A 23,602-nucleotide genomic window follows, 5' to 3' on the forward strand; every position below is an offset into this window, starting at 1 on the left:
GCGTTCCAGCAAGGCAGCAAGTGAGAGCATCCGATTAGCGGATTCAAGTCAGTGATTCGGGTAAACGAGTACAGCGAACGCAGCAATAGCGTCGAGGATGTTGGATAAAAGGCATAAAAAAACGGTGGGGATAAACCCACCGTTTTTATTGGATACAGACTGTCTGAGTCCTGCATCTGTCCAGTTTTTGCGTTGCTAAGCGGGCAAATTACTCGCGAAACAGGGCTTCAATACTCAGTCCCTGTGCCTGCAAAATCTCGCGCAGGCGGCGCAACCCTTCAACCTGAATCTGACGAACACGTTCACGCGTAAGACCGATTTCACGGCCCACATCTTCCAGCGTTGCAGCTTCATAACCTAACAGGCCGAAGCGACGCGCCAGAACTTCACGTTGTTTTGCGTTCAACTCGAATAACCACTTAACGATACTCTGTTTCATATCGTCGTCTTGGGTGGTGTCTTCAGGGCCGTTTTCTTTTTCGTCGGCCAGAATATCTAACAGCGCTTTCTCAGAGTCACCACCTAGCGGGGTATCTACTGAAGTAATACGCTCATTCAGGCGCAACATACGGCTGACATCATGTACCGGTTTGTCGAGTTGCTCTGCAATCTCTTCAGCACTCGGCTCATGGTCCAGTTTGTGCGCAAGTTCACGTGCAGTACGCAGGTAAACGTTCAACTCTTTAACGATGTGGATTGGCAGCCGGATGGTACGGGTTTGGTTCATGATCGCCCGTTCAATCGTCTGACGAATCCACCATGTAGCGTAAGTTGAAAAGCGGAAACCGCGTTCAGGGTCAAATTTTTCAACTGCACGGATCAGACCAAGATTCCCTTCTTCGATCAAATCCAGCAGTGCCAGTCCGCGATTACTGTAGCGGCGGGCAATCTTAACCACTAAACGCAGGTTACTTTCGATCATACGGCGGCGAGATGGAACATCTCCCCGCAGCGCACGGCGTGCAAAATAAACCTCTTCTTCTGCGGTCAGCAGAGGAGAGTAACCGATCTCACCAAGGTACAGTTGAGTTGCGTCCAGCACTCGTTGGCTTACAGCCTGCGACAACAATTCTTCTTCAGCATCAGCTTCAGCGGTGTCGTTGTCCGCAGTCTCTTCGACTGTATTTTTCTCGTCAAAGGCTTCAGCGCTGTTCTCATCGAAATCTACATCATCATGTAACTCGTTAACTTTCAGCGTATTCTGACTCATAAGCTGCTCCTACCCGTGGTCCCGAGGGCAGAATCAAGACTCTGCCCGAGTTATCGCTGCGGAAGATAACGCAGCGGGTTTACGGATTTCCCCTTGTAACGAATTTCAAAATGCAATCTAACTGAACTGGTTCCGGTGCTACCCATGGTCGCTATTTTCTGTCCCGCCTGTACTTCTTGTTGTTCCCGGACCAGCATTGAATCGTTATGAGCATAGGCGGACAGGTAATCATCATTGTGTTTGATGATGATTAGATTACCGTAACCGCGAAGAGCATTACCTGCGTACACTACACGCCCCGAGGCGGTGGCGACGACAGATTGTCCGCGCGAACCAGCGATATCGATCCCCTTATTTCCCCCTTCGGAAGCTGAGAAATTATCGATAATTTTCCCGTCAGTCGGCCATTTCCATGTGGAAACCGGACCGCCATTATTCGTCGTGCTGGTGACAGGAGTACTGGCTACGGCAACAGGTGCTGTGGTGGAAGCTACACCTGATGAAGGCAACATTTTACCTACATTCTGTTTACCCGAAGAATCAGAATACGTGGTAGTTGGTTGAGATGCAACCACCGTTCCTTGGATTAATCCTACAGACGGCGCTTTCGGAACACCGCCATTTGTGGCGTCCGTCGCGGCTAACATTCCCCCCGTGCTGGCATTGGAAGAGACGTTGTTAATCTGCACAGTCTGACCGACATTCAGATTATACGGAGCCGCGATATTGTTACGCGCAGCAAGGTCCCGGAAGTCATTGCCGGTGATCCAGGCGATGTAAAAAAGCGTATCTCCGCGCTTCACTTCATAGGTGCTTCCGCTGTAACTGCCCTTCGGAATAGAGTTGTAACTGCGGTTATAAACGATGTGCCCTTCAGGGCTGGCAGTGGCATTCACAGGAGCGGAATTAGGAATAGTCTGACCCCCTCCACCGCCGTTAACGCTGCTAATTGGGGCCGAAGTCGAGGCGTTATTCGTACATCCCACCATCCAGGCGCTGACAAATGTACATACCGCAATGCGGCTTAAGGTTTTCATTGGGCTTCCCGTGCTCATATTTCCCCCGTTACGGCAATCTCAGATTCTATCTTTTCACCGCTCACACGCCGCCACATGCGGTCTGAATACCAACTGGCACAGTGTAAGCGGGTAACACATCCGGGCAGAGCGGCAGCCCGCCAGATGGCGACAGTAAAAAACTGTAGGGGATGCTATCAACATCGCCAGTACAGCACCATATAACAGTTGTATTTAAATTTTAAGGGTTTAGTCCCGAACCATACGGTTTGCAGACCGGATTCAGGCCAATTCGCCTTTCACTAATGGGACGAATCGCACCGCTTCGATGTTCTCCACGACAAAATCATTAGCGCGGCGGGTAATACGCTGAAGGATTTGATTTTGCTCCCCGACCGGCAAGATCATCATCCCACCCTCGTCCAGTTGCGAAAGCAGATCCTGAGGAATTTCCGGAGGGGCGGCCGTCACAATGATCGCATCAAACGGACCGCGCGATGGCCAGCCTTCCCAGCCGTCGCCATGACGGGTGGAGACATTGTGCAAATCCAGCTGTTTTAGGCGGCGCTTGGCCTGCCACTGCAGCCCTTTGATACGCTCAACGGAAAAGACATGTTCGACCAGGTGCGCAAGAATGGCGGTCTGGTACCCAGACCCCGTGCCGATTTCCAGCACCCGCGAAGCCGGTGTAAGGCAAAGCAGTTCCGTCATACGCGCGACGGTGTACGGCTGCGAAATCGTCTGTCCGGAGCCGATAGGTAATGCGGTATTTTCGTAAGCCTTGTGTTGAAAAGCTTCATCGACAAAGCGCTCACGTGGCACCTTTTCCATGGCGTGCAGCAAGTTTTCATCCTGAATGCCCTGCTGGCGCAGTTGTTCCAGCAAGTTATACATCGGTTTATTCACCATGCCTGTTGACCCCGGCTTTAACTAACCACGCGTTCACCACGTCCTGAGCCGCATAAGCGGTTAAATCGACCTGAAGTGGTGTGACGGAGACATAGCCTTGCGCGACTGCGGCAAAATCCGTGTCTGGCGCAATATCAAATTTGTCACCCGGCGGGCCAATCCAATACAGATCCTGACCACGCGGATCCTGCTGGCAAAAAACTTGTTCGGCAGGATGACGGCTACCGCATCGGGTAACCCGGATACCTTTAATTTCGGAAAGCGGTAAATCAGGAACATTAATATTGAGAATTTTACCCGTACGCATTGGCTCAGTCGCCAGCGCACGTAAAATTCGGCAGGTAATGGCCGCAGCAGTATCATAATACTGATGACCATCGAGAGAGACAGCCAGCGCCGGATACCCAAGATGGCGCCCCTCCATAGCCGCAGCCACCGTACCTGAATAAATGACATCATCGCCAAGGTTCGGGCCTGCATTGATACCCGACACAACGATTTCCGGGCGCGGTCGCATCAGTGAATTCACACCGAGATACACGCAGTCGGTTGGCGTACCGTTAATTACCGCCGTGTCGCCATTAGGATAGGACTGAATACGTAAGGGGCCATCCAGCGTTAGGGCATTGGAGGCGCCGCTGCGATTGCGGTCGGGTGCCACCAGTTTCACATCGGCAAACTCCCGCAATGCAGCAGCCAGCGTCTGGATCCCCGGCGCCAGAACGCCGTCATCGTTACTCAGTAATATCCGCATCAATATTTTCCTGGCGCATCAGTTCCCGTACCACACTGGTCGCAAAACTGCCGGCAGGAAGCCAGAATTTCAGCTCCAGTGTGACCTCATCCCAACTTTTCCAGCTCATGTCTGAAGGCTGAAGCATGACCGCACGCCGGGCCGGGTCGACCCGTTCACGCTTAACCAGTGATAACAGCTCGGTACAGTGTGTCAGACAATCTTGCTCGAAAGCTTCAGCGACATCCGTTGTACCGAGCGGGCCATCGCCCGGCAAGGGCGCAGTAACCCGCAATTCATTACTATCGACACGCGCCTGGAGAGTGTCAAATTCCGCCTGGGTCGCTACAAACCAGCTTCCCCGTCCGCTCAGTTGCAGGGCATCTCCCAGCATGACCTGACGGTGAGTATCATCGGCAATACGCTGGCTGGCAATAACGTTAAACATGGCGCTGCGACTGGCAGAGAGATAAAAACTGCGCTTAGGCCGCTCTTTAACCCGAATATCGTTATTCGCCCACTTACGCGCCTGCACCAGATTATTACCGCCGCGACCAAAACGCTGTTCGCCAAAATAGTTGGGCACGCCTTGAGTCAGGATCTTTTGCAGACGCGATTCAATATCCGCGAGATCGCTCAACTGACGCAGCACCAGCGTAAAAGCATTGCCTTTCAGGGTACCGATACGCATTTTCTTCAGGTGACGGACAGCGCGGATCACTTCACAACCTTCTAGCGCGAACTGGCTGAGATCCGGATCCTCTTTGCCCGGCAGATGCAGGCAAAACCACTGTTCGGTTACCGCATGACGATCTTTCAACCCGGCATAACTGACCGAGCGCGGGTGGATGCCCGCAAAACGCGCCAGCTGTTCAGCCACAAACTGGGTGTTGCAGCCGTTTTTACGAATACGCACCAGCAGATGTTCGCCTTCGCCGTCAGGCTCAAAGCCGAGATCTTCCTCAACGATGAAATCTTCCGGATTGGCTTTCAGTTTGCCAGTTGACAGCGGTTCACCGTAAAGCCAAGTCAGGCGGGACATATCCATCGGATTATTTTCCACGGCGTCAGTCCTTGATTAAAAGGACGACGGCTTCGCAGGCAATACCTTCGCCACGACCGGTGAAGCCCAGCTGTTCTGTTGTCGTGGCTTTGACGTTCACTTCGTCCATATGGCATTGCAGATCTTCTGCCAGAAATACGCGCATCTGCGGGATGTGCGGCGCCATTTTTGGGGCCTGAGCAATAATGGTGATATCGAGGTTGCCCAGCGTATACCCTTTAGCACGAATGCGGCGGTAAGCTTCGCGCAGCAGTTCGCGGCTGTCCGCGCCTTTGTAAGCCGGATCGGTATCCGGGAACAGCTTACCGATATCCCCTATGGCCGCTGCGCCAAGCAGGGCATCGGTTGCCGCGTGCAAAGCCACGTCACCGTCAGAATGGGCCAGCAAACCTTGCGGATAAGGAATACGCACGCCGCCGATCACCAATGGGCCTTCGCCGCCGAATTTATGCACGTCAAAACCGTGGCCGATACGCATTATGCGTTCTCCTTTTGATACAACTGGGTTAAATAGAATTCTGCCAGGGCCAAATCTTCTGGCCTCGTGACTTTAATATTGTCCGAACGTCCGGCAACCAGCATAGGATGAAAACCGCAGTATTCCATCGCGGAAGCTTCATCAGTGACCGTTGCACCTTCGTCCAGCGCGCGGCGCAGACAGGTTTTCAACAGTGCCAGCGGGAAAAATTGCGGCGTCAGCGCATGCCACAGCTCTTCGCGATCAACCGTATGGGCGATGGCCCCCATGCCGGGTTCACCGCGTTTCATGGTATCGCGTACCGGTGCGGCAAGAATACCGCCGACGTCGCTGAATGCGGAGATTGCCAGCAGACGGTTCAGGTCGTCGATATGCAGGCAAGGTCGGGCGGCATCGTGCACCAGCACCCAGCCGTGAGAGCCTGCCTGTTCGAGGCCGGCCATCACCGAGTCCGCCCGTTGGCTGCCCCCAATCACCACCTGAATACGTGGATCAGCAGCGACAGGCAATTGTGCAAAGCGCACATCATGCGGGCTGAGCGATACCACAATCTTTTTGACCTGTGGGCTTCGCAGTAACGCACGGATCGAATGTTCGATCAGTGTCGTGCCGCCAATTGAAAGATACTGCTTAGGGCATTCTGTCTGCATACGGCTGCCGATACCGGCAGCGGGCAGAACAGCAATAATCTCAGGAGGGGAAGCTGTGATGTGGCTCATAGCTATTGTTTTAGGTTGTTTTGCGAAGTATTGATACCCGCATTACGCTTTGACTGGTCAGGCACCAGGCGATAGAAAGTCTCACCGGGTTTAATCATACCCAGTTCATTACGTGCGCGTTCCTCGATGGCTTCCTGACCGCCGGTCAAATCATCGATTTCTGCAAAGAGTTGATCATTTCGTGACTTGAGTTTGCCGTTGTTGGCCTGCTGTACCTCAACGTCATCATTCACACGAACATAATCGTGAATACCATTCTTACCCAGCCACAGTGAATACTGTAACCAGCCAAGCAAAACCAATAATAGCAGTGTTAGTTTGCCCATCCCCGCCCCCTAAAAAAGCCGGTCAATCATCCCACAACTTTCAGCTGGACTCCACACTGTCGCGGAAATTGCCGGTGAGATTCAGAGTTAAGGCCGTATTTATGGGGAGAATGACACAATGGTTTACATAGAGATAAGAAATTGCCGAGAAATTGGTCGGAAGTTTACCAACCAGACAGAAAAGAGAAGACAGTCCAGAACATGCCAATAACGACAACACCCGTCGCCAGCAGCGTTTGCCACCAGTTCCCTCTGAACAACATACAGAATGCGATGCCAATTAATACGGCAACCGGCATCAGCGCCAGAAAGAACGGCCAGGTATAGAGGAGAAAAAACAGGGTGTTAGAGCCAAAAATGAGGAAAGGAATGGTAAATGCCAGCCAATAGAAAACAAAGCCGCTGCATCCGCCGAAAAAGGAGTACGAGGGATCCTCTGCGTCAGAGGCCAGATCGTCGGACGCAGCCGCTGGGCTGTCTATCCGGATCCGACTGACGATTCTGTGAAGTAATGCCTGCATAGCGCGATCCCCGTTGTAACAGTGTAAACCGGCACGTTCTCTGACGTTTGGCCGGCAACATTCAGGGATTGATAATAGCGTGGTGACGCAGTACATCTAACAATTGCGCAACCAAATGTGTTACCAATTGTTCACCATCAAGATGCACGTCGGGAGCTTGCGGAGACTGATAATCAGAATCAATACCGGTAAAGTTTTTAAGCTCTCCTGCACGGGCCTTTTTGTATAATCCTTTCGGATCACGCGTTTCGCAAATCGCCAGCGGCGTATCGACAAAAACCTCGATGAACTGATCCTTACCGAGCAATTCCCGCACCCTATCCCGCTCAGTGCGATGCGGAGAGATGAACGCCGTCAGTACCACCAGTCCCGCGTCGACCATCAGTTTAGCGACCTCCCCGACACGGCGGATGTTTTCGCGGCGATCATCATCGCTAAAACCTAAATCACGACACAACCCGTGACGGACATTATCGCCATCGAGCAAGTAAGTACTGACGCCTAGCGCGTGCAGGGCCTGCTCCAGCCCACCAGCTACGGTAGACTTCCCAGAACCAGACAATCCGGTAAACCACAGCACGGTAGCTTTATGGCCATGCTGCCGTTCACGATCCTCACGCGTTACCGCGTGAGGATGCCAGACAATGTTCTCGTCTTTTAACTTCGCATCCTGCAATACCATGTCTATTTACCACCTAACAGGTCGCGCGCACCCCAGTGTGGGAAGTGGCGACGGATCAGGCCATTCAGTTCCAGCTCAAATGCACTGAAGGCTCCCTGCTCCTGATAGACGCTTTCCAGCGCTTCACGCACCAGCCCGGCACCGACGGTAACGTTGGTCAGGCGGTCGATAAAGATCATCCCACCGGTCACGGCATTATGTTGGTAGTTATCCAGAACCAGCGGCTCATCAAAGGTCAATTCAACCAGGCCGATACCGTTGAGCGGTAAGCTCTCGACGATGCGTTGGGTCAACGAGTTAATCTCTACCTGATATTCAATATTTTCTACCCGTGCACGGGCTCTCTTACCGCCAATCTTGATGTCGTAGCTCTGCCCGACGCTCAGGGGCTGCTCAGCCATCCAGACAATATCGACTTTGGCGTTCTGTACCGCTTTCACGGTTTCAGCGGCATCGACCAGCAGGTCACCCCGGCTGATGTCGCGCTCATCGGCCAGCACCAGCGTGATCGCTTCTCCTGCCCAGGCCTCCTGCAGGTCACCGTCAAAGGTGACGATGCGTGCAATGGTCGATTCAACACCAGAGGGCAGCACTTTGATTTTTTGCCCGACACGTATCGACCCTGACGCCAGCGTACCGGCGTAGCCACGAAAATCGAGGTTCGGACGGTTCACATACTGCACCGGGAAGCGCATAGGCTGCTGTTCACGGATATTGATGACATTCACTGTCTCCAGTACATCAAGCAGCGTCGGACCGGTGTACCAGCCCATTTTATCGCTCGGGCTCGCCACATTGTCGCCTTCAAGGGCAGAAAGCGGGACGAACTTGATATCCAGGTCAGTCGGCAGTTGTTGGGCGAAATCCAGATAGTCAGCTTTAAACTGCTCAAACACGCTTTCGCTGTAGTCCACCAGATCCATTTTATTTACCGCAACCACCAGATGGCGGATACCTAACAGGGTGGCGATAAAGCTGTGGCGGCGGGTTTGATCAAGCACGCCTTTGCGCGCATCAATCAGCAAAATCGCCAGATCGCAGGTAGACGCACCGGTGGCCATATTGCGGGTGTATTGCTCGTGTCCCGGTGTGTCGGCGATAATAAATTTGCGCTTCTCAGTGGAGAAATAGCGGTACGCCACGTCAATGGTGATGCCCTGCTCACGCTCGGCTTGCAGGCCATCCACCAGCAATGCCAGATCGAGTTTTTCGCCCTGCGTACCGTGACGCTTGCTGTCGTTATGCAGCGAAGAGAGCTGATCTTCGTAAATCTGACGGGTGTCATGCAACAGGCGACCAATCAGGGTGCTTTTACCGTCATCGACGCTGCCGCAGGTTAGAAAACGCAGCAGGCTTTTGTGTTGCTGTGAGTGCAGATAGGCTTCAACACCGCCCTGCTCTTCAATTTGTTGTGCAATTGCATTGTTCATTTTTGGGTCGCTCCTCAGAAATAGCCCTGACGTTTTTTCAGTTCCATCGAACCGGCCTGGTCACGGTCAATTGCCCGCCCCTGCCGTTCACTGGTGGTCGATACCAGCATTTCTTCGATGATCTCAGGAAGCGTCTGCGCTTCTGATTCCACGGCGCCGGTCAACGGCCAGCAACCAAGGGTCCGGAAACGAACCATTTTCTGTTCAATCACTTCGCCCGGTTGCAGGTCGATGCGATCGTCATCCACCATCAGCAACATACCGTCACGCTCCAGTACCGGGCGCGGTGCGGCCAGATAGAGCGGAACAATCTCAATGTTTTCCAGATAGATGTACTGCCAGATATCCAGCTCAGTCCAGTTGGAGAGCGGGAACACGCGGATGCTTTCGCCTTTGTTAATCTGACCATTGTAATTATGCCACAGCTCCGGTCGCTGATTTTTCGGGTCCCAGCGGTGGAAGCGGTCGCGGAATGAGTAAATACGCTCTTTGGCACGGGATTTCTCTTCGTCACGCCGTGCGCCGCCAAAGGCAGCATCAAAGCCATATTTGTTCAGCGCCTGTTTCAGGCCTTCGGTCTTCATGATGTCGGTATGCTTGGCGCTGCCGTGTACAAACGGATTTATACCCATGGCAACGCCTTCCGGATTCTTGTGCACCAGCAGTTCAAAACCGTAGTTCTTTGCCGTGCGATCGCGGAAGTCGTACATTTCGCGGAATTTCCAGCCGGTATCGACATGCAGCAGCGGGAAAGGCAACGTTCCGGGGAAGAAGGCCTTGCGCGCCAGATGCAGCATCACCGACGAGTCTTTACCGATGGAGTACATCATCACCGGGTTGGCGAATTCAGCCGCGACTTCACGGATGATATGGATGCTCTCCGCCTCCAGCTGCCGCAAATGTGTGAGTCGTTTTTCGTCCATAACAGATCCTTAAGCCAAATTCACGACCGACGGGCGTTGAGCACCGTCAGTTTGTGGATGATGCCCAAACCAGGCAAGTTGAGAGTGAAGTGCCACCACTTCACCGATCACCAGCAGCGCCGGCGTCGGCGCCTGTTGAGCTAAGTGTGCAAGATTATCCAAAGTACCCGTAAGGACCTGTTGGTCTGCGCGGGTGCCACGTCCGATAACAGCCACCGGTGTAGAGGCCGCACGGCCATGCGCGATCAGCTGCTGGCTGATGTCGGCCGCTTTTACAGTCCCCATATAAATCGCCAATGTCTGATGCCCTTTCGCCAGCGTTTCCCACTGCAAACTGCTACCATCCGGGCGCAGATGACCGGTAATAAATGTCACACTCTGTGCGTAGTCACGATGCGTGAGTGGGATCCCTGCATAGGCCGTTGCACCCGCTGCCGCGGTAACGCCGGGGACCACCTGAAAAGGTATGCCAGCCGCTTTCACCGCCTGTAATTCTTCACCACCGCGACCAAAAATAAACGGATCGCCGCCTTTGAGACGCACCACTTTTTTGCCCTGCCGGGCCAGTTTCACCAGCAGGTGATTAATATCGTCCTGCGCCATCGAATGGCTGCCGGCACGTTTACCTACGCAAATTTTGTCGGCGTCGCGGCGTACCAGATCTAACACCTCTTCGCTCACCAGGAAGTCATACAGCACCACGTCTGCCTGCTGCATCACTTGCAAACCGCGTAAGGTGAGTAATCCTGCATCACCCGGCCCGGCACCTACCAGCGTCACTTCACCGTTTTGCGCGACGGATTCCAGGTTATCTAATTGTTGCTGCAACACCTGCTCAGCCTGTGGAATCTGTCCCGCAGTGACCAGCGAAGCAAAGCTGCCATCGAAGGCCTGCTCCCAGAATCGGCGACGGGATCTCATCGACGTAAACTGCTGTTTCACACGTTCGCGCCAGCTTCCGGCAATCTCCGCCATTTTGCCAAGACTCGACGGCAGCAGTGTTTCCAGCTTTTCACGCAGCAGACGCGCCAGTACCGGCGCGGTACCGCTGGAGGAGATCGCCACCACAATCGGTGAACGGTCGACAATCGACGGGAAGATAAAGGAACACTTCGGTTGATCATCTACGACGTTCGCCAGCAACTGACGCTGATTCGCCTGCTCGAAGACTTCAGCATTGAGCCCGGCATCATCCGTGGCGGCAATCACCAGAAAGACGTCATCCAGCTGTTGTGGCACAAAACGTTCTGCCAGCCAGCTCACCTGCGAGGCCTGACGGCGTTGTTCAAGTTCAGGAGAGAGTGATTGCGCGACGATGCGAACTGCTGCGCCGGCACGCAGAAGGAGATCAATTTTGCGTGCTGCGACTTCGCCGCCGCCGACAACCAGTACAGGGCGTTGTCTGAGGTCAGCAAAAAGGGGTAGATAGTCCACAACGGCCTTATTTAATAGCGAAGAGAATTCACACGACTATACGTGGTGGTAATAATTGAACTGAAATGACGAAATGGAATGAATAGTTCCAGAATGGAATATAGGCGGTAAAACTCGCTATTAACGTTATGGATATCAGCAACAAAAAGAGCCCTTTGGGATAACGGGAAATTGTCAATTTGGCTGCACAATCGCATACTAGCGCCCAATTAAGACCGCCACACGCGGCCTCCGACACGTCAAGTAAAGAGTCTTTCGGTCTTCCTGACTCACTGATAAGGATTTTTCGGCTATGTTTTCCACTTCACGCATGAAACTCACGCTGCTGGCGATGGTTTTTGGCTGCAGTTTTGCTCATGCTGCTGCGCTTTCGGCAAAGGCGCCAGCACCCGGCACGATCGCAGCGGAACAAATTCGTCATTTCTCCACTTATTTTCCGGGGCGCATGGCAGGCAGTCCGGGCGAACTTATCGCCGCAGAGTATCTGAATCAATATTTCGCCAAGTTGGGTTACCAGAGTGATCTGCGCGGTTTCGACACCCGCTATATCTACAGCAGCAAAGACGGTAAACAGAGCTGGCACAATGTCCATGCGACGTCGGTCATTGCTGCCCGAACCGGCGAAGTGCCACAACAGATTATCGTCATGGCGCATTTCGACACCTATTTGCCGCAGAGCGATGCCGATTCTGACCATAATCTCGGTGGACTGACATTGCAGGGCGTTGACGACAATGCGTCAGGCGTCGGGGTTATGCTGGAGCTGGCCGAGCAGCTCAGCACAGTGAAGACCCACTACAGCTTGCGCTTTGTGGCGCTGAGCGCGGAGGAAACCGGGGCGCAGGGGGCAGAAGATTATGTCAAGCGCATGTCGCCTGAGGAGAAAAAAAATACGCTGCTGGTGGTGAATCTCGATTCGCTGATTGTCGGCGATAAGCTCTATTTCAAAAGCGGTAAAAATACCTCAGCCGCCGTCAGCAAGCTGACCCGCGACCGCGCAGTGAAATTGGCGCACCTTTACGGCATCGCCGCCGAAAGTTATGCGGGTAAAGATTGCTGTAGTGGAATGCAGGCAATGGACGATGCGCATATCCCGCTGCTGATGGTGAGCGCCACCAATTATGCCCTTGGCAAGAAAGATGGCACACAGCAGCGCGCCGTCAGTGCGTATTTCCCGCAAGGCACATCGCGTCATCAGGGGCAGTTGGATAACCTGCAATATCTGGATCGCGTCCTACCAGGGCGCATCGATAAACGCGCGAAAGAGAGCGTGAAGATTTTGCTGCCGCTGCTGAAGGAACTGGCAAAACCAGCTAAATAAGATTCCTTAATTTCGCCTAGCCAATAGCCGTTATCGTTGCAGACAGTTTGGACACGGACAGCGCGGAGAACCCGGAGCGTACACGTAGTACGTGAGGGGTTCGAGCACTGCCCGTGTTCAAAATGGCAAATAAGATAGGCTATTATTCGTGCAGGCCGCACTCGCGTTTCAGACCAAAGAACCGAGTCTCTTCTTCGCTCATGCCCTCTTCCCACTTTTTGGTGGTGTGGGTGTCACCGACGGAGAGATAGCCCTGATCCCAAAGCGGGTGATAGCTCAGCCCGTTCTCTTTGAGATACTGGAAGATCTGCCGGTTATCCCAGTCGATGATCGGAAGGATTTTAAACACCCCGCGCTGCACCGCCAGCACCGGCAGATGAGCACGGCTGCCTGACTGTTCACGGCGTAGCCCCGCAAACCAAGTGTTGGCACCGAGCGTTTTCAGCGCACGGTTCATGGGTTCGACTTTGTTGATGTCGTTGTAGCGCTCAATTCCTTCGACGCCCTGCTCCCACAGCTTGCCGTAGCGCGCTTCCTGCCATGCAGGGGTTTGTGCCGCGCGGAACACCTGAAGGTTGAGGCTCAGTTGTTCAGTAAGCTGGTCGATAAACTGATAGGTTTCTGGAAACAGATAACCGGTATCGGTGAGGATCACCGGGATATCGGCTTTCTGCCTCGTCACCAGATGCAGACACACCGCCGCCTGAATACCAAAACTGGATGAGAGAGCGAACTCGCCCGGCAAATTTGCCAGCGCCCAGCTGACGCGTTCCTGCGCGGACAAAGTCTCCAGTTGGCCGTTAACTTCAGCCAGCGCCAGTGCCTGTCCGGATTTCGGCATCTCATTCAGTTCAGCCAGAGTAAGTAAACTCATAAACTCTTTCTCCTTCAGGTTGCGGTCGTACTGCTAGTCGTAAAAGTCGCGGGCCGGATCGAGAACAGGACGCACGATCCCGGCGCGGATCACGTAGTCGCCGAAACCTTCGTCTGTTTCACGCTCTTTGGCCCAGCGCCCCACCAGTTCGTCAATGATGCTCAGGATCTCGGTATCGGAAATGTTTTCGCGATACATCCGTGGAATGCGCGTACCGGCGCGGTTGCCGCCGAGATGCAGGTTGTAGCGGTTCATCGCTTTGCCGACTAAGCCAATTTCTGCCAGCAGCGCGCGTCCGCAGCCGTTCGGGCAACCGGTCACGCGCAGAACGATATGCTCATCGCCCACGCCATGCCCGTGCATGATGCCTTCAACCTTGGTCACAAATTCCGGCAGGAAGCGTTCGGCTTCAGCCATCGCCAGCGGGCAGGTCGGGTAAGAAACGCAGGCCATTGAGTTTTTGCGTTGTTCGGTGACGCTGTCGTCGATGAGGCCATGACTGCGGGCCAGCGTTTCGATGGCGTCCTTGTCTTTTTCAGCCACGCCGGCGACGATCAGATTCTGATTAGCAGTAAGCCTGAAATCCCCTTTGTGGATCTTAGCGATTTCTGCCAAACCGGTTTTCAACGGTTTGCCGGGGTAGTCCAGAATGCGACCGTTTTCGATAAACAGCGTCAGATGCCACTGTTTGTCGATGCCTTTCACCCAGCCGATGCGGTCGCCGCGGCCAGTAAATTCATAAGGGCGCACGTCGGCAAAATGAATGCCCGCGCGCTTTTCAACTTCGGCTTTGAAGGCCGGAACGCCAACGCGCTCCAGCGTATATTTGGTTTTGGCATTTTTACGGTTGGTACGGTTGCCCCAGTCGCGCTGAGTGGTCACCACCGCTTCGGCCACGGCCAGCGTATTCTCCAGCGGAATGAAGCCCAACTCGCTGGCGGTACGGGCGTAGGTCGCCTTGTCGCCGTGGGCGATGGACAATCCGCCGCCGACCAGCACGTTGAAGCCCACCAGTTTGCCGTTATCCGCGATCGCCACAAAGTTAAGATCGTTAGCGTGCAAGTCCACGTCGTTTTGCGGCGGGATCACCACGGTAGTTTTGAACTTACGCGGCAGGTAGGTCGCCCCGAGGATGGGCTCCTCGTCGGTCGTCTCAACTTTTTCTTGATCCAGCCACACTTCGGCATAAGCACGGGTGCGCGGCAGCAAGTGTTCTGAAAGCTTCTTCGCCCACTCATAGGCTTCACGGTGAAGCTCAGATTCCACCGGGTTCGAGGTACAGAGTACGTTGCGATTCACGTCGTTGGCGGTCGCCAGCGCGTCCAGCCCGAGTTTGTTCAGCAGTTGATGCACCGGTTTGACGTTCGGCTTAAGAATGCCGTGAAACTGGAAAGTCTGGCGGTTGGTAATACGGATACTGCCGTAGATCGTGCTGTCATCAGCAAATTTGTCGATGCCCAACCATTGCGCAGGTGTCATCACCCCGCCCGGCAAACGGCACCGCAGCATCATGGCATGGCGAGGTTCAAGCTTCTGCTCGGCGCGTTCGGCGCGTATATCACGGTCGTCCTGCTGGTACATGCCGTGGAAACGGATCAACAGGAAGTTGTCACCGTTGAAGCCACCGGTCAGGCCCTCCTTCAAATCTTCAGTGATGGTACCGCGCAGGAAATTGCTCTCCTTTTTCAGGCGCTCGGCATCGGTCAGCGGGGCATCAACCACTAACGGGCCAGGACCGGGGTTCAGTTCACTCCACAATTTATTGCTCATCATTTTTTCACTCATAACTTTATGCCCAAAATCATTCAGGTTGCAGGTAGGCGGCAACTGAAGGAATCCCGATGAGCTGACTCAAGTCAGTGATTCGGGTGACAGAAGGAAGCCAACACCCCTGCAATTTGAAGGATGCAGGGCATTAGTAAACGTCACGCTGATAGCGGCGATCCTGACGTAATTCACTCAGGAATTCATCGGCAGTCTCCAGATCCATCGAGCCCTGTTCGGCAATAATGTCCAGAAGTGCCTGCTCGACATCTTTCGCCATGCGGTTAGCATCCCCACACACGTAAATGTGCGCGCCATCCTGCAACCACTGCCAGATTTCCGCGCGGCTTTCGCGCAGCTTGTCCTGAACGTAGACTTTTTCTGCCTGATCGCGTGACCAGGCGAGGGAGATATGGGTCAGCAGCCCCTCTTTGACGTATCGCTGCCACTCCACCTGATACAAGAAATCATCAGTAAAGTGCGGGTTGCCGAAGAACAGCCAGTTTTTCCCGCTGGCACCGTCATTTTCACGCTGCTGCATAAAGGCGCGGAACGGCGCGATGCCGGTTCCCGGACCAATCATGATCACCGGTGCTTCCGGATTAGAGGGCAGGCGGAAGTTATCGTTATGTTCGATAAACACCCGCACCTCACCATCTTCTTCCAAACGGTCGGCCAGATACCCTGATGCACCGCCGCTGCGCGCTCGGCCATCAATCTCATAGCGCACGGCACCCACGGTGATATGCACTTCTGATTCGGTTTCGGCCTGCGACGACGCAATGGAATAGAGGCGCGGTGTCAGCGGGCGCAACAGATCAATCAGCTGCTGCGGGTCCAGTTCGGTCGGTGCCTGACGCACCATGTCAACAAACGGCGTTGTTTGGGCAAACTGCTGCAGGACAGGTTTGTCGGCCAGCAGAGCGATCAGTTTCTCATCGCGGCACAGCGCAGCATATTTTTCGACAATCGGCGTGGTGTTTTGGGTCAGCTCAATGTGGCTTTGCAGCGCGTCACTCAGCTTCAGCGTTTTACCATTCACCTCTACCGGCTCATCGCCTTTCAGCCAAAGCAGTTCCACCAGTTCCTGCACCAGCGCCGGGCAGTTTTCAAACCAGACGCCGAGGGCGTCTCCTGGCTGATAGCGCAGACCGGAATCACCCAGATCAATCTCGATATGGCGTACGTCTTTGTCTGAATCTCGGCCGGTAATTTTCTGGTTCACGGAGAGCAGCGCGGTCAGTGGCTGCTCTTTAGTATAGGGGCTGCTGTCGATTTGATTGACCGCACCGGCCAGCGTTGCAACCGGCTGTCCTGTGGTATCGGCCGGAACGCGCTGTTTAAGCACCTCGACAATCTGTTTACGCCAGGCATCAGCCTGCCCGTGATACTCAACGTCGGCGTCCACGCGGTCAAGCAGTCGCTCTGCACCGAGTTCCCCCAGACGGTTATCAAAGTCTTTACCCGCCTGACAGAAGAATTCGTAAGAGGTATCGCCCAAAGCAAATACCGCAAACGCGGTCTCTTTCATCTGTGGGGCTTTTTTGGATTGCAGGAATTTATGCAGCGCGACGGCCTCCTCCGCCTGTTCGCCCTCACCCTGCGTGGAAGCGACAATCAGCAGCAGTTTTTCCTGACCGATTTGCTTGAATTTGTAATCTCCCGCATTGACCAGATTGACGTTCAGTTTCGCGGCCACCAGATCGTCACGCAGTTGCTCCGCCAGCCGGCGCGCATTGCCGGTCTGAGAGGCAGAGATCAGGGTAATCGACGCGGCTGCAACCGCCGGCGCAGTGGTCGCAATGCCACCCGGTTGCTGGTTAACCATTCCCCAGAAATAACCGGAAAGCCAGGCCAGTTGCGTGGGTGAGTATTCACCAATCGTCGATTGGAGGCGGGCCAGTTGCTCCGCCGTCAGAGGAAGCATAGAAGTTGGAGGAGCCTGAGTCGTCATCGCGGTACGAATTCCCTTATGCAAAAGCCAGTCGTCTGTCCGGCCAACACAGGCCTGGAGAGTTTGTAAGGTTAACCAGCCGGATGATAACAATTAAAGAAGTGATGGAAATAATAAATAACCAAAATGACTAAGTGGTTTTAGAGATAGGAATAACCAGCAAAAGTGGTAAGGATGAATTCTTATCTTACTGAAATGGTTATTAAAAAATCCACGCTCAGGTCAGTTATCCAGAACTCTCTGTTATATAACGAAAACCCCGCCGCAGCGGGGTCTGAATTATTTTTCAGCCGGCTCAGAGATGGAACTCGCCGTGCTGTTCAAACCAGGCAAACTGCCCGGCGGCAAACACCGACATCTTACTGCCGCTGTGGCCGATATCCGGCAGGTCCATAAAGTGCCAGTTGAACGGCGTGTTGTTCTGCTCGGCGCGCTGCTGAGAGGTGGTGAAGTAACTTTCGGCACGTTCCAGACGGTTACTGCCCTGCGCCATCGCCTGCTTGGAACGGCGCAACAGATGGTTTTCCGGGTCATCATCCTCACTACCGACGGCAATCAGCATCGGCTTGGCAAAGTAACTGGCCAGCTGCTGCTGACTGACGGGCACCGGTGATTCGCGTAAACCATACGGCCAGCGCTGGTCGGTATCCGGTAAAGTCCACCAGCCAGCCGCCGCGCAGACCGCCGCTTTCACCTGCGGCTGCGGTAGCAGCGTCAGCATCCGGTGAACAAATTGACAACCGGCACTGTTGCCGAACAGATAATATTGCTGCTGGCTGGTAACACCCTGTTTTTTTAGCTGGCTGAACACCGTATCTACAACGGTAAACGCCCATTGGGATGCGGGTAATTTACGGTGGGTTTTGGCATCCACCAGGTTCCCAAGGTTGTAGCCTGATGCGCCAGGGAAATCCTGCTCGCTAAAACGTGGAACAATCACCCGTAGATGGTATTGATCCGCCACCGTCATCCAGTCATTACGGTAGGTTGCTGCATTACGATCAACACCGGTCATGACGATCACAATCGGTGTTGTGGCATCTGCGCCCACCGGCTGATAGCTGAAGACTTCCAGACTCTTTTTCCCCTGCGCTAGAGGAATACGGAAACTCCCGGATCCTGGTGGAAATGTCAGGACAGCAGATTGAGCAGGAACAGTCGTTTTGGTGGCTTTCACTTCAACGGTGGCTGCTGCCGTTTTAGGCGCAACCGTCAGCGGCAGCGTTTCCGCACTGACGCCCGCAGAGAAAAGCACTGATAATATGGCCCAACGCAGCACAGTAATCATTATTCTCTCAAGAGGTTAGTCTCACTGGGCTCACTTTAAGCCAGTGAAACGGGCTGAGTAAAGCAGTGGTTGGTAACGCCTTGTACAGTCCACAAGCTTCCTAATCTACCCAAAATCATTCACGGTGCAGGCAGGCGGCAACTGAGTGAATCCGGGGAGCTTAGTGAACTCAATGACATGGGTGAATGTCGGCAGCCAACCCTCCTGCAGCGCGAAGGATGAAGGGTATTCGTGGCGTGAAAGGCGGATATCCGGTACTATGCCGCGTTTTTTGAGCAATGAGAAAGTGCTATGACCACCACACTGTTTAAAGATTTCCAGTTCGAAGCCGCGCACCATTTACCGAATGTGCCAGCTGGCCACAAATGCGGCCGTCTGCATGGTCACTCTTTCACCGTGCGTATTGAAATTACCGGTGAAGTGGATCCGCATACCGGTTGGGTGATGGATTTTGCCGATCTGAAGGCCGCGTTCAATCCGACGTTGGATCGTCTTGATCACTATAATTTGAACGACATTCCGGGATTAGAGAACCCGACCAGCGAAGTGCTGGCCGAGTGGATCTGGAATGAGATGAAGCCAAAGCTGCCATTGCTTAGCGCCGTACGCGTAAAAGAGACCTGCACAGCGGGCTGCGTATATAAAGGTAACTAAAATCGAGACATCCAAAATCATTCGCGCTAAATCCCGGCGGCAAGCGAGTAAACCCCCAGTATCTGACATAAGCAGGTGACTGGGGTGAATAAGCGTAGCCAGCACAGAGTTAGCGTGAAGGATGAAGGAGATCAGGCGATGTTTAGGTACTTATGGGTCTGCATCGACAGCCGCCAATTTTTTGCAATGCAGGTCGCAATGCACAATTTGGTGGCTTCTTCTTTTTGGCTGATGGGCTGTAACGCGATGATGCGCGATTTCTCATCGGTCAGCGTAGCGAGTAACGCTTCGAGCGCATCAATGTCGCGCTGACGGGCCACCGGATGTTTCACTTCATCAGCACGTTTCAGCGCCTGCGGCAGAATGTCATAGCCGCCCCGCATATTCACTTTCGGCGATACCGTCACCCAAGTATTGACCGAACAGCGCACTTCATGTGTTCCACTGGTTTCAATCTGGCAGCTGAACCCGTTCTTCTCCAGCAGCATCGTCAATGGCATCAGATCATAAATACACGGCTCGCCGCCGGTGATCACGATATGGCGGGCGGTGTAGCCTTGCTGCACAATGATGTCCAGCAACTGCTCGGAGGTCGCATTGCCCCATGCATCGCTCTCTTCCGTTTTGACCAGAATGCGCTGCATATCGACTTCCCGATCGGCAATTTTATCCCAGGTGTGTTTGGTGTCGCACCAGCTACAACCGACAGGGCAGCCTTGCAGACGCACAAAAATGGCCGGCACGCCGGTAAAATAGCCTTCCCCCTGCAGGGTTTCGAACATTTCATTAATCGGGTACTGCATGGTTTTCTCAGTCATCTCTAAAAAATCAGCGCGCATTATCACAGATAAGCGCGGTCAGGCCAAACCTGTGCTGTAAATGAGTATGGCAGATTTCTGTTGCGGGACCTTTCAGGCATAAAAAAACCCGCCGAAGCGGGTTTTTAGAAAGAGTTTACAGCGCAGTAATTACTGGCCTTTCACTTCTTTCAGACCGTTGAACGGTGCAGGTGTGCCTTGTGCAGCCAGCGCTTCTTCGATACGGATCAGCTGGTTGTATTTAGCAACACGGTCAGAACGGCTCATAGAACCGGTTTTGATCTGGCCCGCTGCAGTACCGACTGCCAGGTCGGCAATCGTTGCATCTTCGGTTTCGCCTGAACGGTGAGAGATAACGGCAGTGTAGCCAGCATCTTTCGCCATTTTGATCGCAGCCAGAGTTTCGGTCAGTGAACCGATCTGGTTGAATTTGATCAAGATGGAGTTAACGATACCTTTGTCGATACCTTCTTTCAGGATTTTGGTGTTAGTTACGAACAGATCGTCACCAACCAGCTGGATTTTGTCGCCCAGAACTTTAGTCTGATATGCGAAACCATCCCAATCAGATTCGTCCAGACCGTCTTCGATAGAGACGATTGGGTACTGTTTGGTCAGGTCTTCTAGGAAGTGAGTGAACTCTTCAGAAGTGAAGGCTTTGTTACCTTCGCCGGCCAGAATGTATTTGCCGTCTTTGTAGAATTCTGATGCTGCACAGTCCATCGCCAGAGTAATGTCTTTACCCAGCTCGTAACCTGCTGCTTTTACCGCTTCAGCGATAACAGCCAGAGCTTCTGCGTTAGAACCCAGGTTTGGCGCATAGCCACCTTCGTCACCAACAGCGGTACCCATGCCTTTAGATTTCAGAACTTTAGCCAGGGTGTGGAACACTTCAGAACCCATACGAACAGCTTCTTTCAGAGTTTTAGCGCCAACAGGCTGAATCATGAACTCTTGAATATCAACGTTGTTATCAGCGTGCTCGCCGCCGTTGATGATGTTCATCATAGGCAGTGGCATTGAATATTTGCCTGGGGTGCCGTTCAGTTCTGCGATGTGAGCATACAGTGGCAGGCCTTTAGAGGCAGCAGCCGCTTTAGCAGCAGCCAGGGAAACAGCCAGAATCGCGTTAGCACCGAACTGAGATTTGTTCTCAGTACCGTCAAGATCGATCATGATCTTGTCGATGTTAGCTTGGTCTTTCGCGTCTTTACCGATCACAGCCTGAGCAATTGGACCATTTACTGCAGCAACGGCTTTCAGAACGCCTTTGCCCAGGAAACGAGATTTGTCACCGTCACGCAGTTCCAGTGCTTCACGTGAACCAGTAGATGCGCCTGATGGTGCAGCTGCCAGACCAACGAAACCGCCTTCAAGATGAACTTCAGCTTCTACGGTCGGGTTACCACGGGAGTCGATGATTTCACGACCGAGCACTTTAACGATTTTGGACATTAGGATTTCCTCAGTACAAGTTAAACTAAAGCTTCAGACAAGTGACGCGAAACCAAAGGCTCCGCATCGCTTCCCCTGTATTTTATTTTACCTGACGCTTCTGATACTCACCGGCAGCCTTCACAAAGCCTGCAAACAACGGATGACCATCACGCGGCGTTGACGTAAATTCCGGGTGGAACTGACAAGCGACAAACCATGGATGGTTCGGTAACTCGATAATTTCCACCAGTTGCTTATCGCCAGAGCGTCCTGCAACGCGTAAACCTGCGGCTTCGATTTGTTTGAGCAGCATATTGTTTACTTCGTAACGGTGACGATGACGTTCAACTATTGTCGGCTCGCCGTACATCTCGCGAACCAGGCTACCGTCGGTCAGGTGACATTGCTGTCCGCCCACACGCATGGTGCCGCCTAAATCACTTTCTTCAGAACGGACTTCTACGTTCCCGTCCTCATCGCGCCATTCGGTGATCAGTGCCACAACCGGGAACTTACAGTCTGGCACAAATTCTGTTGAGTTGGCATTTTCCATACCCACGACGTTGCGGGCAAATTCCATCAATGCCACCTGCATACCCAGGCAAATGCCGAGGTAAGGGATGTTGTTTTCACGCGCATAACGGGCGGTGGTCACTTTGCCTTCCACACCACGGTAGCCGAAGCCACCAGGGATAAGGATCGCGTCCAGCCCTTTAAGCACTTCAACACCACGCGTTTCGACATCCTGAGAGTCGATAAGTTTGATGTTTACCGTCAGGCGATTTTTCAGCCCACCGTGTTTGAGTGCTTCAATCACAGACTTATAAGCGTCTGGTAGCTCAATGTATTTACCCACCATACCGATAGTGACTTCGCCACCCGGATTAGCTTCTTCGTAAACAACCTGCTCCCACTCGCTCAGATTGGCTTCCGGCGGGGTCAGGTTAAAGCGTTTACAAATATAGTCGTCAAGACCCTGAGATTTCAAGAGGGCCGGGATTTTATAAATGGAATCAACATCTTTAAGCGAGATAACGGCTTTTTCGGGCACGTTACAGAACAGCGCGATTTTGGCGCGTTCGTTGGCCGGAACGGCACGATCCGAACGGCAAATCAGTACGTCTGGTTGAATACCAATCGACAGCAGCTCTTTCACCGAGTGCTGGGTTGGTTTGGTTTTTACTTCACCGGCAGCCGCCATATACGGCACCAGCGTCAGGTGCATATACAGCGTGTGCTCACGGCCCACATCAACCGCCATCTGGCGAATCGCCTCCAGGAACGGCAGGGATTCGATATCACCTACGGTACCGCCAATCTCCACCAGCACAACATCATGGCCTTCGCCGCCTTCGATGATGCGTTCTTTGATGTTATTGGTGATGTGCGGGATAACCTGAATGGTTGCGCCGAGATAGTCGCCGCGGCGCTCTTTGCGCAGCACGTCGGAGTAGATACGCCCGGTAGTGAAGTTATTGCGACGGGTCATTTTGGTACGAATGAAGCGCTCGTAGTGACCGAGGTCCAGATCCGTTTCAGCGCCATCTTCGGTTACGAAGACTTCGCCGTGTTGGGTCGGGCTCATGGTACCGGGATCCACGTTGATATACGGGTCCAGTTTCATCATGGTCACGTTGAGGCCACGGGCTTCGAGAATAGCCGCCAGAGAGGCTGCGGCAATGCCTTTACCCAGAGAGGATACGACCCCGCCGGTCACAAAAATATAATTAGTTGTCATGCTGAACCTGAGAGGTTAGGTTTAAAGATGATGGAGTAACCAAGACGGGAAAACAGTATACCGGAACCTTGTGTGCGCCACAAATAAAGGTTTTGCTGTTCATCATCGTTTTCCTTACCGTCAGTTCAGAAGGGTTAACCCTGCCAGCGTCATTCTCTCATTCTTTCAAAAACAATATGTTAGCGAAAGAAACTTTCAATCATGCCGGTATGACTCACTAAAACATCTTAGATATCAATTTGTTGGACTTTACTCTTTTCTCTCAGGCCTTAAGCCGTTTATGGGTACTGAGCTTAACCGTTTCAGCACC

At 53.3% G+C, this 23,602-nt stretch carries 22 protein-coding genes; 2 read left to right on the forward strand and 20 right to left on the reverse strand.

All coding sequences use genetic code 11. The annotated features are described in order from the left end of the window. Positions 1–208: 208 nt before the first annotated feature. From rpoS to cysG, 13 genes are all read right to left on the reverse strand, one after another. Positions 209–1,210 carry an RNA polymerase sigma factor RpoS gene (gene rpoS / locus ACZRKO_RS12535; RefSeq protein WP_463737600.1) on the reverse strand — a complete coding sequence of 334 codons (1,002 nt, stop codon included), beginning with the start codon at positions 1,208–1,210 and terminating at the stop codon, positions 209–211. 50 nt (positions 1,211–1,260) lie between these two features. Continuing rightward, positions 1,261–2,265, reverse strand: coding sequence for a murein hydrolase activator NlpD (gene nlpD / locus ACZRKO_RS12540; RefSeq protein WP_463737601.1), 1,005 nt, complete (start codon positions 2,263–2,265; stop codon positions 1,261–1,263). Between the two features lie 243 nt (positions 2,266–2,508). Continuing rightward, positions 2,509–3,135: a protein-L-isoaspartate(D-aspartate) O-methyltransferase gene (locus tag ACZRKO_RS12545; RefSeq protein ID WP_463737602.1), complete on the reverse strand. Its 627-nt coding sequence runs from the start codon at positions 3,133–3,135 to the stop codon at positions 2,509–2,511. Beyond that, positions 3,125–3,889, reverse strand: coding sequence for a 5'/3'-nucleotidase SurE (surE, locus tag ACZRKO_RS12550; RefSeq protein WP_463737603.1), 765 nt, complete (start codon positions 3,887–3,889; stop codon positions 3,125–3,127). The genes ACZRKO_RS12545 and surE overlap by 11 nt, the downstream gene beginning before the upstream one ends. After that, positions 3,870–4,916, reverse strand: coding sequence for a tRNA pseudouridine(13) synthase TruD (truD, locus tag ACZRKO_RS12555; RefSeq protein WP_463738085.1), 1,047 nt, complete (start codon positions 4,914–4,916; stop codon positions 3,870–3,872). Before truD ends, surE begins: the two co-directional genes overlap by 20 nt. Before the next feature lie 19 nt (positions 4,917–4,935). Next, positions 4,936–5,409, reverse strand: coding sequence for a 2-C-methyl-D-erythritol 2,4-cyclodiphosphate synthase (gene ispF / locus ACZRKO_RS12560; RefSeq protein WP_463737604.1), 474 nt, complete (start codon positions 5,407–5,409; stop codon positions 4,936–4,938). After that, positions 5,409–6,128 (reverse strand): 2-C-methyl-D-erythritol 4-phosphate cytidylyltransferase, encoded by a 720-nt coding sequence (ispD, locus tag ACZRKO_RS12565; protein ID WP_463737605.1) that lies wholly within the window; start codon positions 6,126–6,128, stop codon positions 5,409–5,411. Before ispD ends, ispF begins: the two co-directional genes overlap by 1 nt. 2 nt (positions 6,129–6,130) lie before the next feature. Then, positions 6,131–6,454 (reverse strand): cell division protein FtsB, encoded by a 324-nt coding sequence (ftsB, locus tag ACZRKO_RS12570; RefSeq protein WP_463737606.1) that lies wholly within the window; start codon positions 6,452–6,454, stop codon positions 6,131–6,133. A gap of 164 nt (positions 6,455–6,618) precedes the next feature. Continuing rightward, complete coding sequence (locus ACZRKO_RS12575; RefSeq protein WP_463737607.1) at positions 6,619–6,975, reverse strand: DUF3561 family protein; 357 nt, start codon at positions 6,973–6,975, stop codon at positions 6,619–6,621. Between the two features lie 61 nt (positions 6,976–7,036). Then, on the reverse strand, positions 7,037–7,657 hold the full coding sequence (cysC, locus tag ACZRKO_RS12580; protein WP_463737608.1) for an adenylyl-sulfate kinase: 621 nt from the start codon (positions 7,655–7,657) through the stop codon (positions 7,037–7,039). A 2-nt stretch (positions 7,658–7,659) separates the two neighbouring features. Next, entirely contained in the window at positions 7,660–9,087 is a 1,428-nt protein-coding gene (cysN, locus tag ACZRKO_RS12585) for a sulfate adenylyltransferase subunit CysN (protein ID WP_463737609.1), read from the reverse strand. A 14-nt stretch (positions 9,088–9,101) separates the two neighbouring features. Further along, positions 9,102–10,010 (reverse strand): sulfate adenylyltransferase subunit CysD, encoded by a 909-nt coding sequence (cysD, locus tag ACZRKO_RS12590; RefSeq protein WP_463737610.1) that lies wholly within the window; start codon positions 10,008–10,010, stop codon positions 9,102–9,104. A gap of 9 nt (positions 10,011–10,019) precedes the next feature. Further along, on the reverse strand, positions 10,020–11,444 hold the full coding sequence (gene cysG / locus ACZRKO_RS12595) for a siroheme synthase CysG (RefSeq protein WP_463737611.1): 1,425 nt from the start codon (positions 11,442–11,444) through the stop codon (positions 10,020–10,022). A gap of 292 nt (positions 11,445–11,736) precedes the next feature. Between cysG and ACZRKO_RS12600 the strand changes: the two genes are divergently transcribed. After that, positions 11,737–12,765, forward strand: coding sequence for an aminopeptidase (locus ACZRKO_RS12600; RefSeq protein ID WP_463737612.1), 1,029 nt, complete (start codon positions 11,737–11,739; stop codon positions 12,763–12,765). 142 nt (positions 12,766–12,907) lie between these two features. On the opposite strand, the gene ACZRKO_RS12605 is transcribed toward ACZRKO_RS12600, so the two are convergent. The 4 genes from ACZRKO_RS12605 to ACZRKO_RS12620 all read right to left on the reverse strand — a co-directional run bounded on the left by ACZRKO_RS12605 (position 12,908) and on the right by ACZRKO_RS12620 (position 18,645). Beyond that, positions 12,908–13,639 carry a phosphoadenylyl-sulfate reductase gene (locus ACZRKO_RS12605; RefSeq protein ID WP_463737613.1) on the reverse strand — a complete coding sequence of 244 codons (732 nt, stop codon included), beginning with the start codon at positions 13,637–13,639 and terminating at the stop codon, positions 12,908–12,910. A gap of 33 nt (positions 13,640–13,672) precedes the next feature. Beyond that, complete coding sequence (cysI, locus tag ACZRKO_RS12610; protein ID WP_463738086.1) at positions 13,673–15,409, reverse strand: assimilatory sulfite reductase (NADPH) hemoprotein subunit; 1,737 nt, start codon at positions 15,407–15,409, stop codon at positions 13,673–13,675. 145 nt (positions 15,410–15,554) lie between these two features. Then, a complete protein-coding gene (cysJ, locus tag ACZRKO_RS12615; protein WP_463737614.1) occupies positions 15,555–17,357 on the reverse strand; it encodes an NADPH-dependent assimilatory sulfite reductase flavoprotein subunit in 1,803 nt (600 codons plus the stop codon). Between the two features lie 295 nt (positions 17,358–17,652). Continuing rightward, complete coding sequence (locus tag ACZRKO_RS12620; RefSeq protein ID WP_463737615.1) at positions 17,653–18,645, reverse strand: hypothetical protein; 993 nt, start codon at positions 18,643–18,645, stop codon at positions 17,653–17,655. Positions 18,646–18,936: 291 nt separating this feature from the next. On the opposite strand from ACZRKO_RS12620, the gene queD reads away from it, so the two are divergent. After that, positions 18,937–19,299: a 6-carboxytetrahydropterin synthase QueD gene (queD, locus tag ACZRKO_RS12625; protein WP_463737616.1), complete on the forward strand. Its 363-nt coding sequence runs from the start codon at positions 18,937–18,939 to the stop codon at positions 19,297–19,299. A gap of 131 nt (positions 19,300–19,430) precedes the next feature. Here the strand turns inward: queD and queE are convergent, their stop codons facing one another. The 3 genes from queE to pyrG form a co-directional block, all read right to left on the reverse strand. Further along, on the reverse strand, positions 19,431–20,102 hold the full coding sequence (queE, locus tag ACZRKO_RS12630) for a 7-carboxy-7-deazaguanine synthase QueE (RefSeq protein WP_463738087.1): 672 nt from the start codon (positions 20,100–20,102) through the stop codon (positions 19,431–19,433). Between the two features lie 165 nt (positions 20,103–20,267). Then, entirely contained in the window at positions 20,268–21,572 is a 1,305-nt protein-coding gene (gene eno, locus ACZRKO_RS12635) for a phosphopyruvate hydratase (protein ID WP_463737617.1), read from the reverse strand. 82 nt (positions 21,573–21,654) lie between these two features. Further along, positions 21,655–23,292: a glutamine hydrolyzing CTP synthase gene (gene pyrG / locus ACZRKO_RS12640; RefSeq protein ID WP_463737618.1), complete on the reverse strand. Its 1,638-nt coding sequence runs from the start codon at positions 23,290–23,292 to the stop codon at positions 21,655–21,657. Positions 23,293–23,602 lie beyond the last annotated feature (310 nt).

The sequence above is a fragment of the Ewingella sp. C233 genome, from assembly GCF_055407225.1.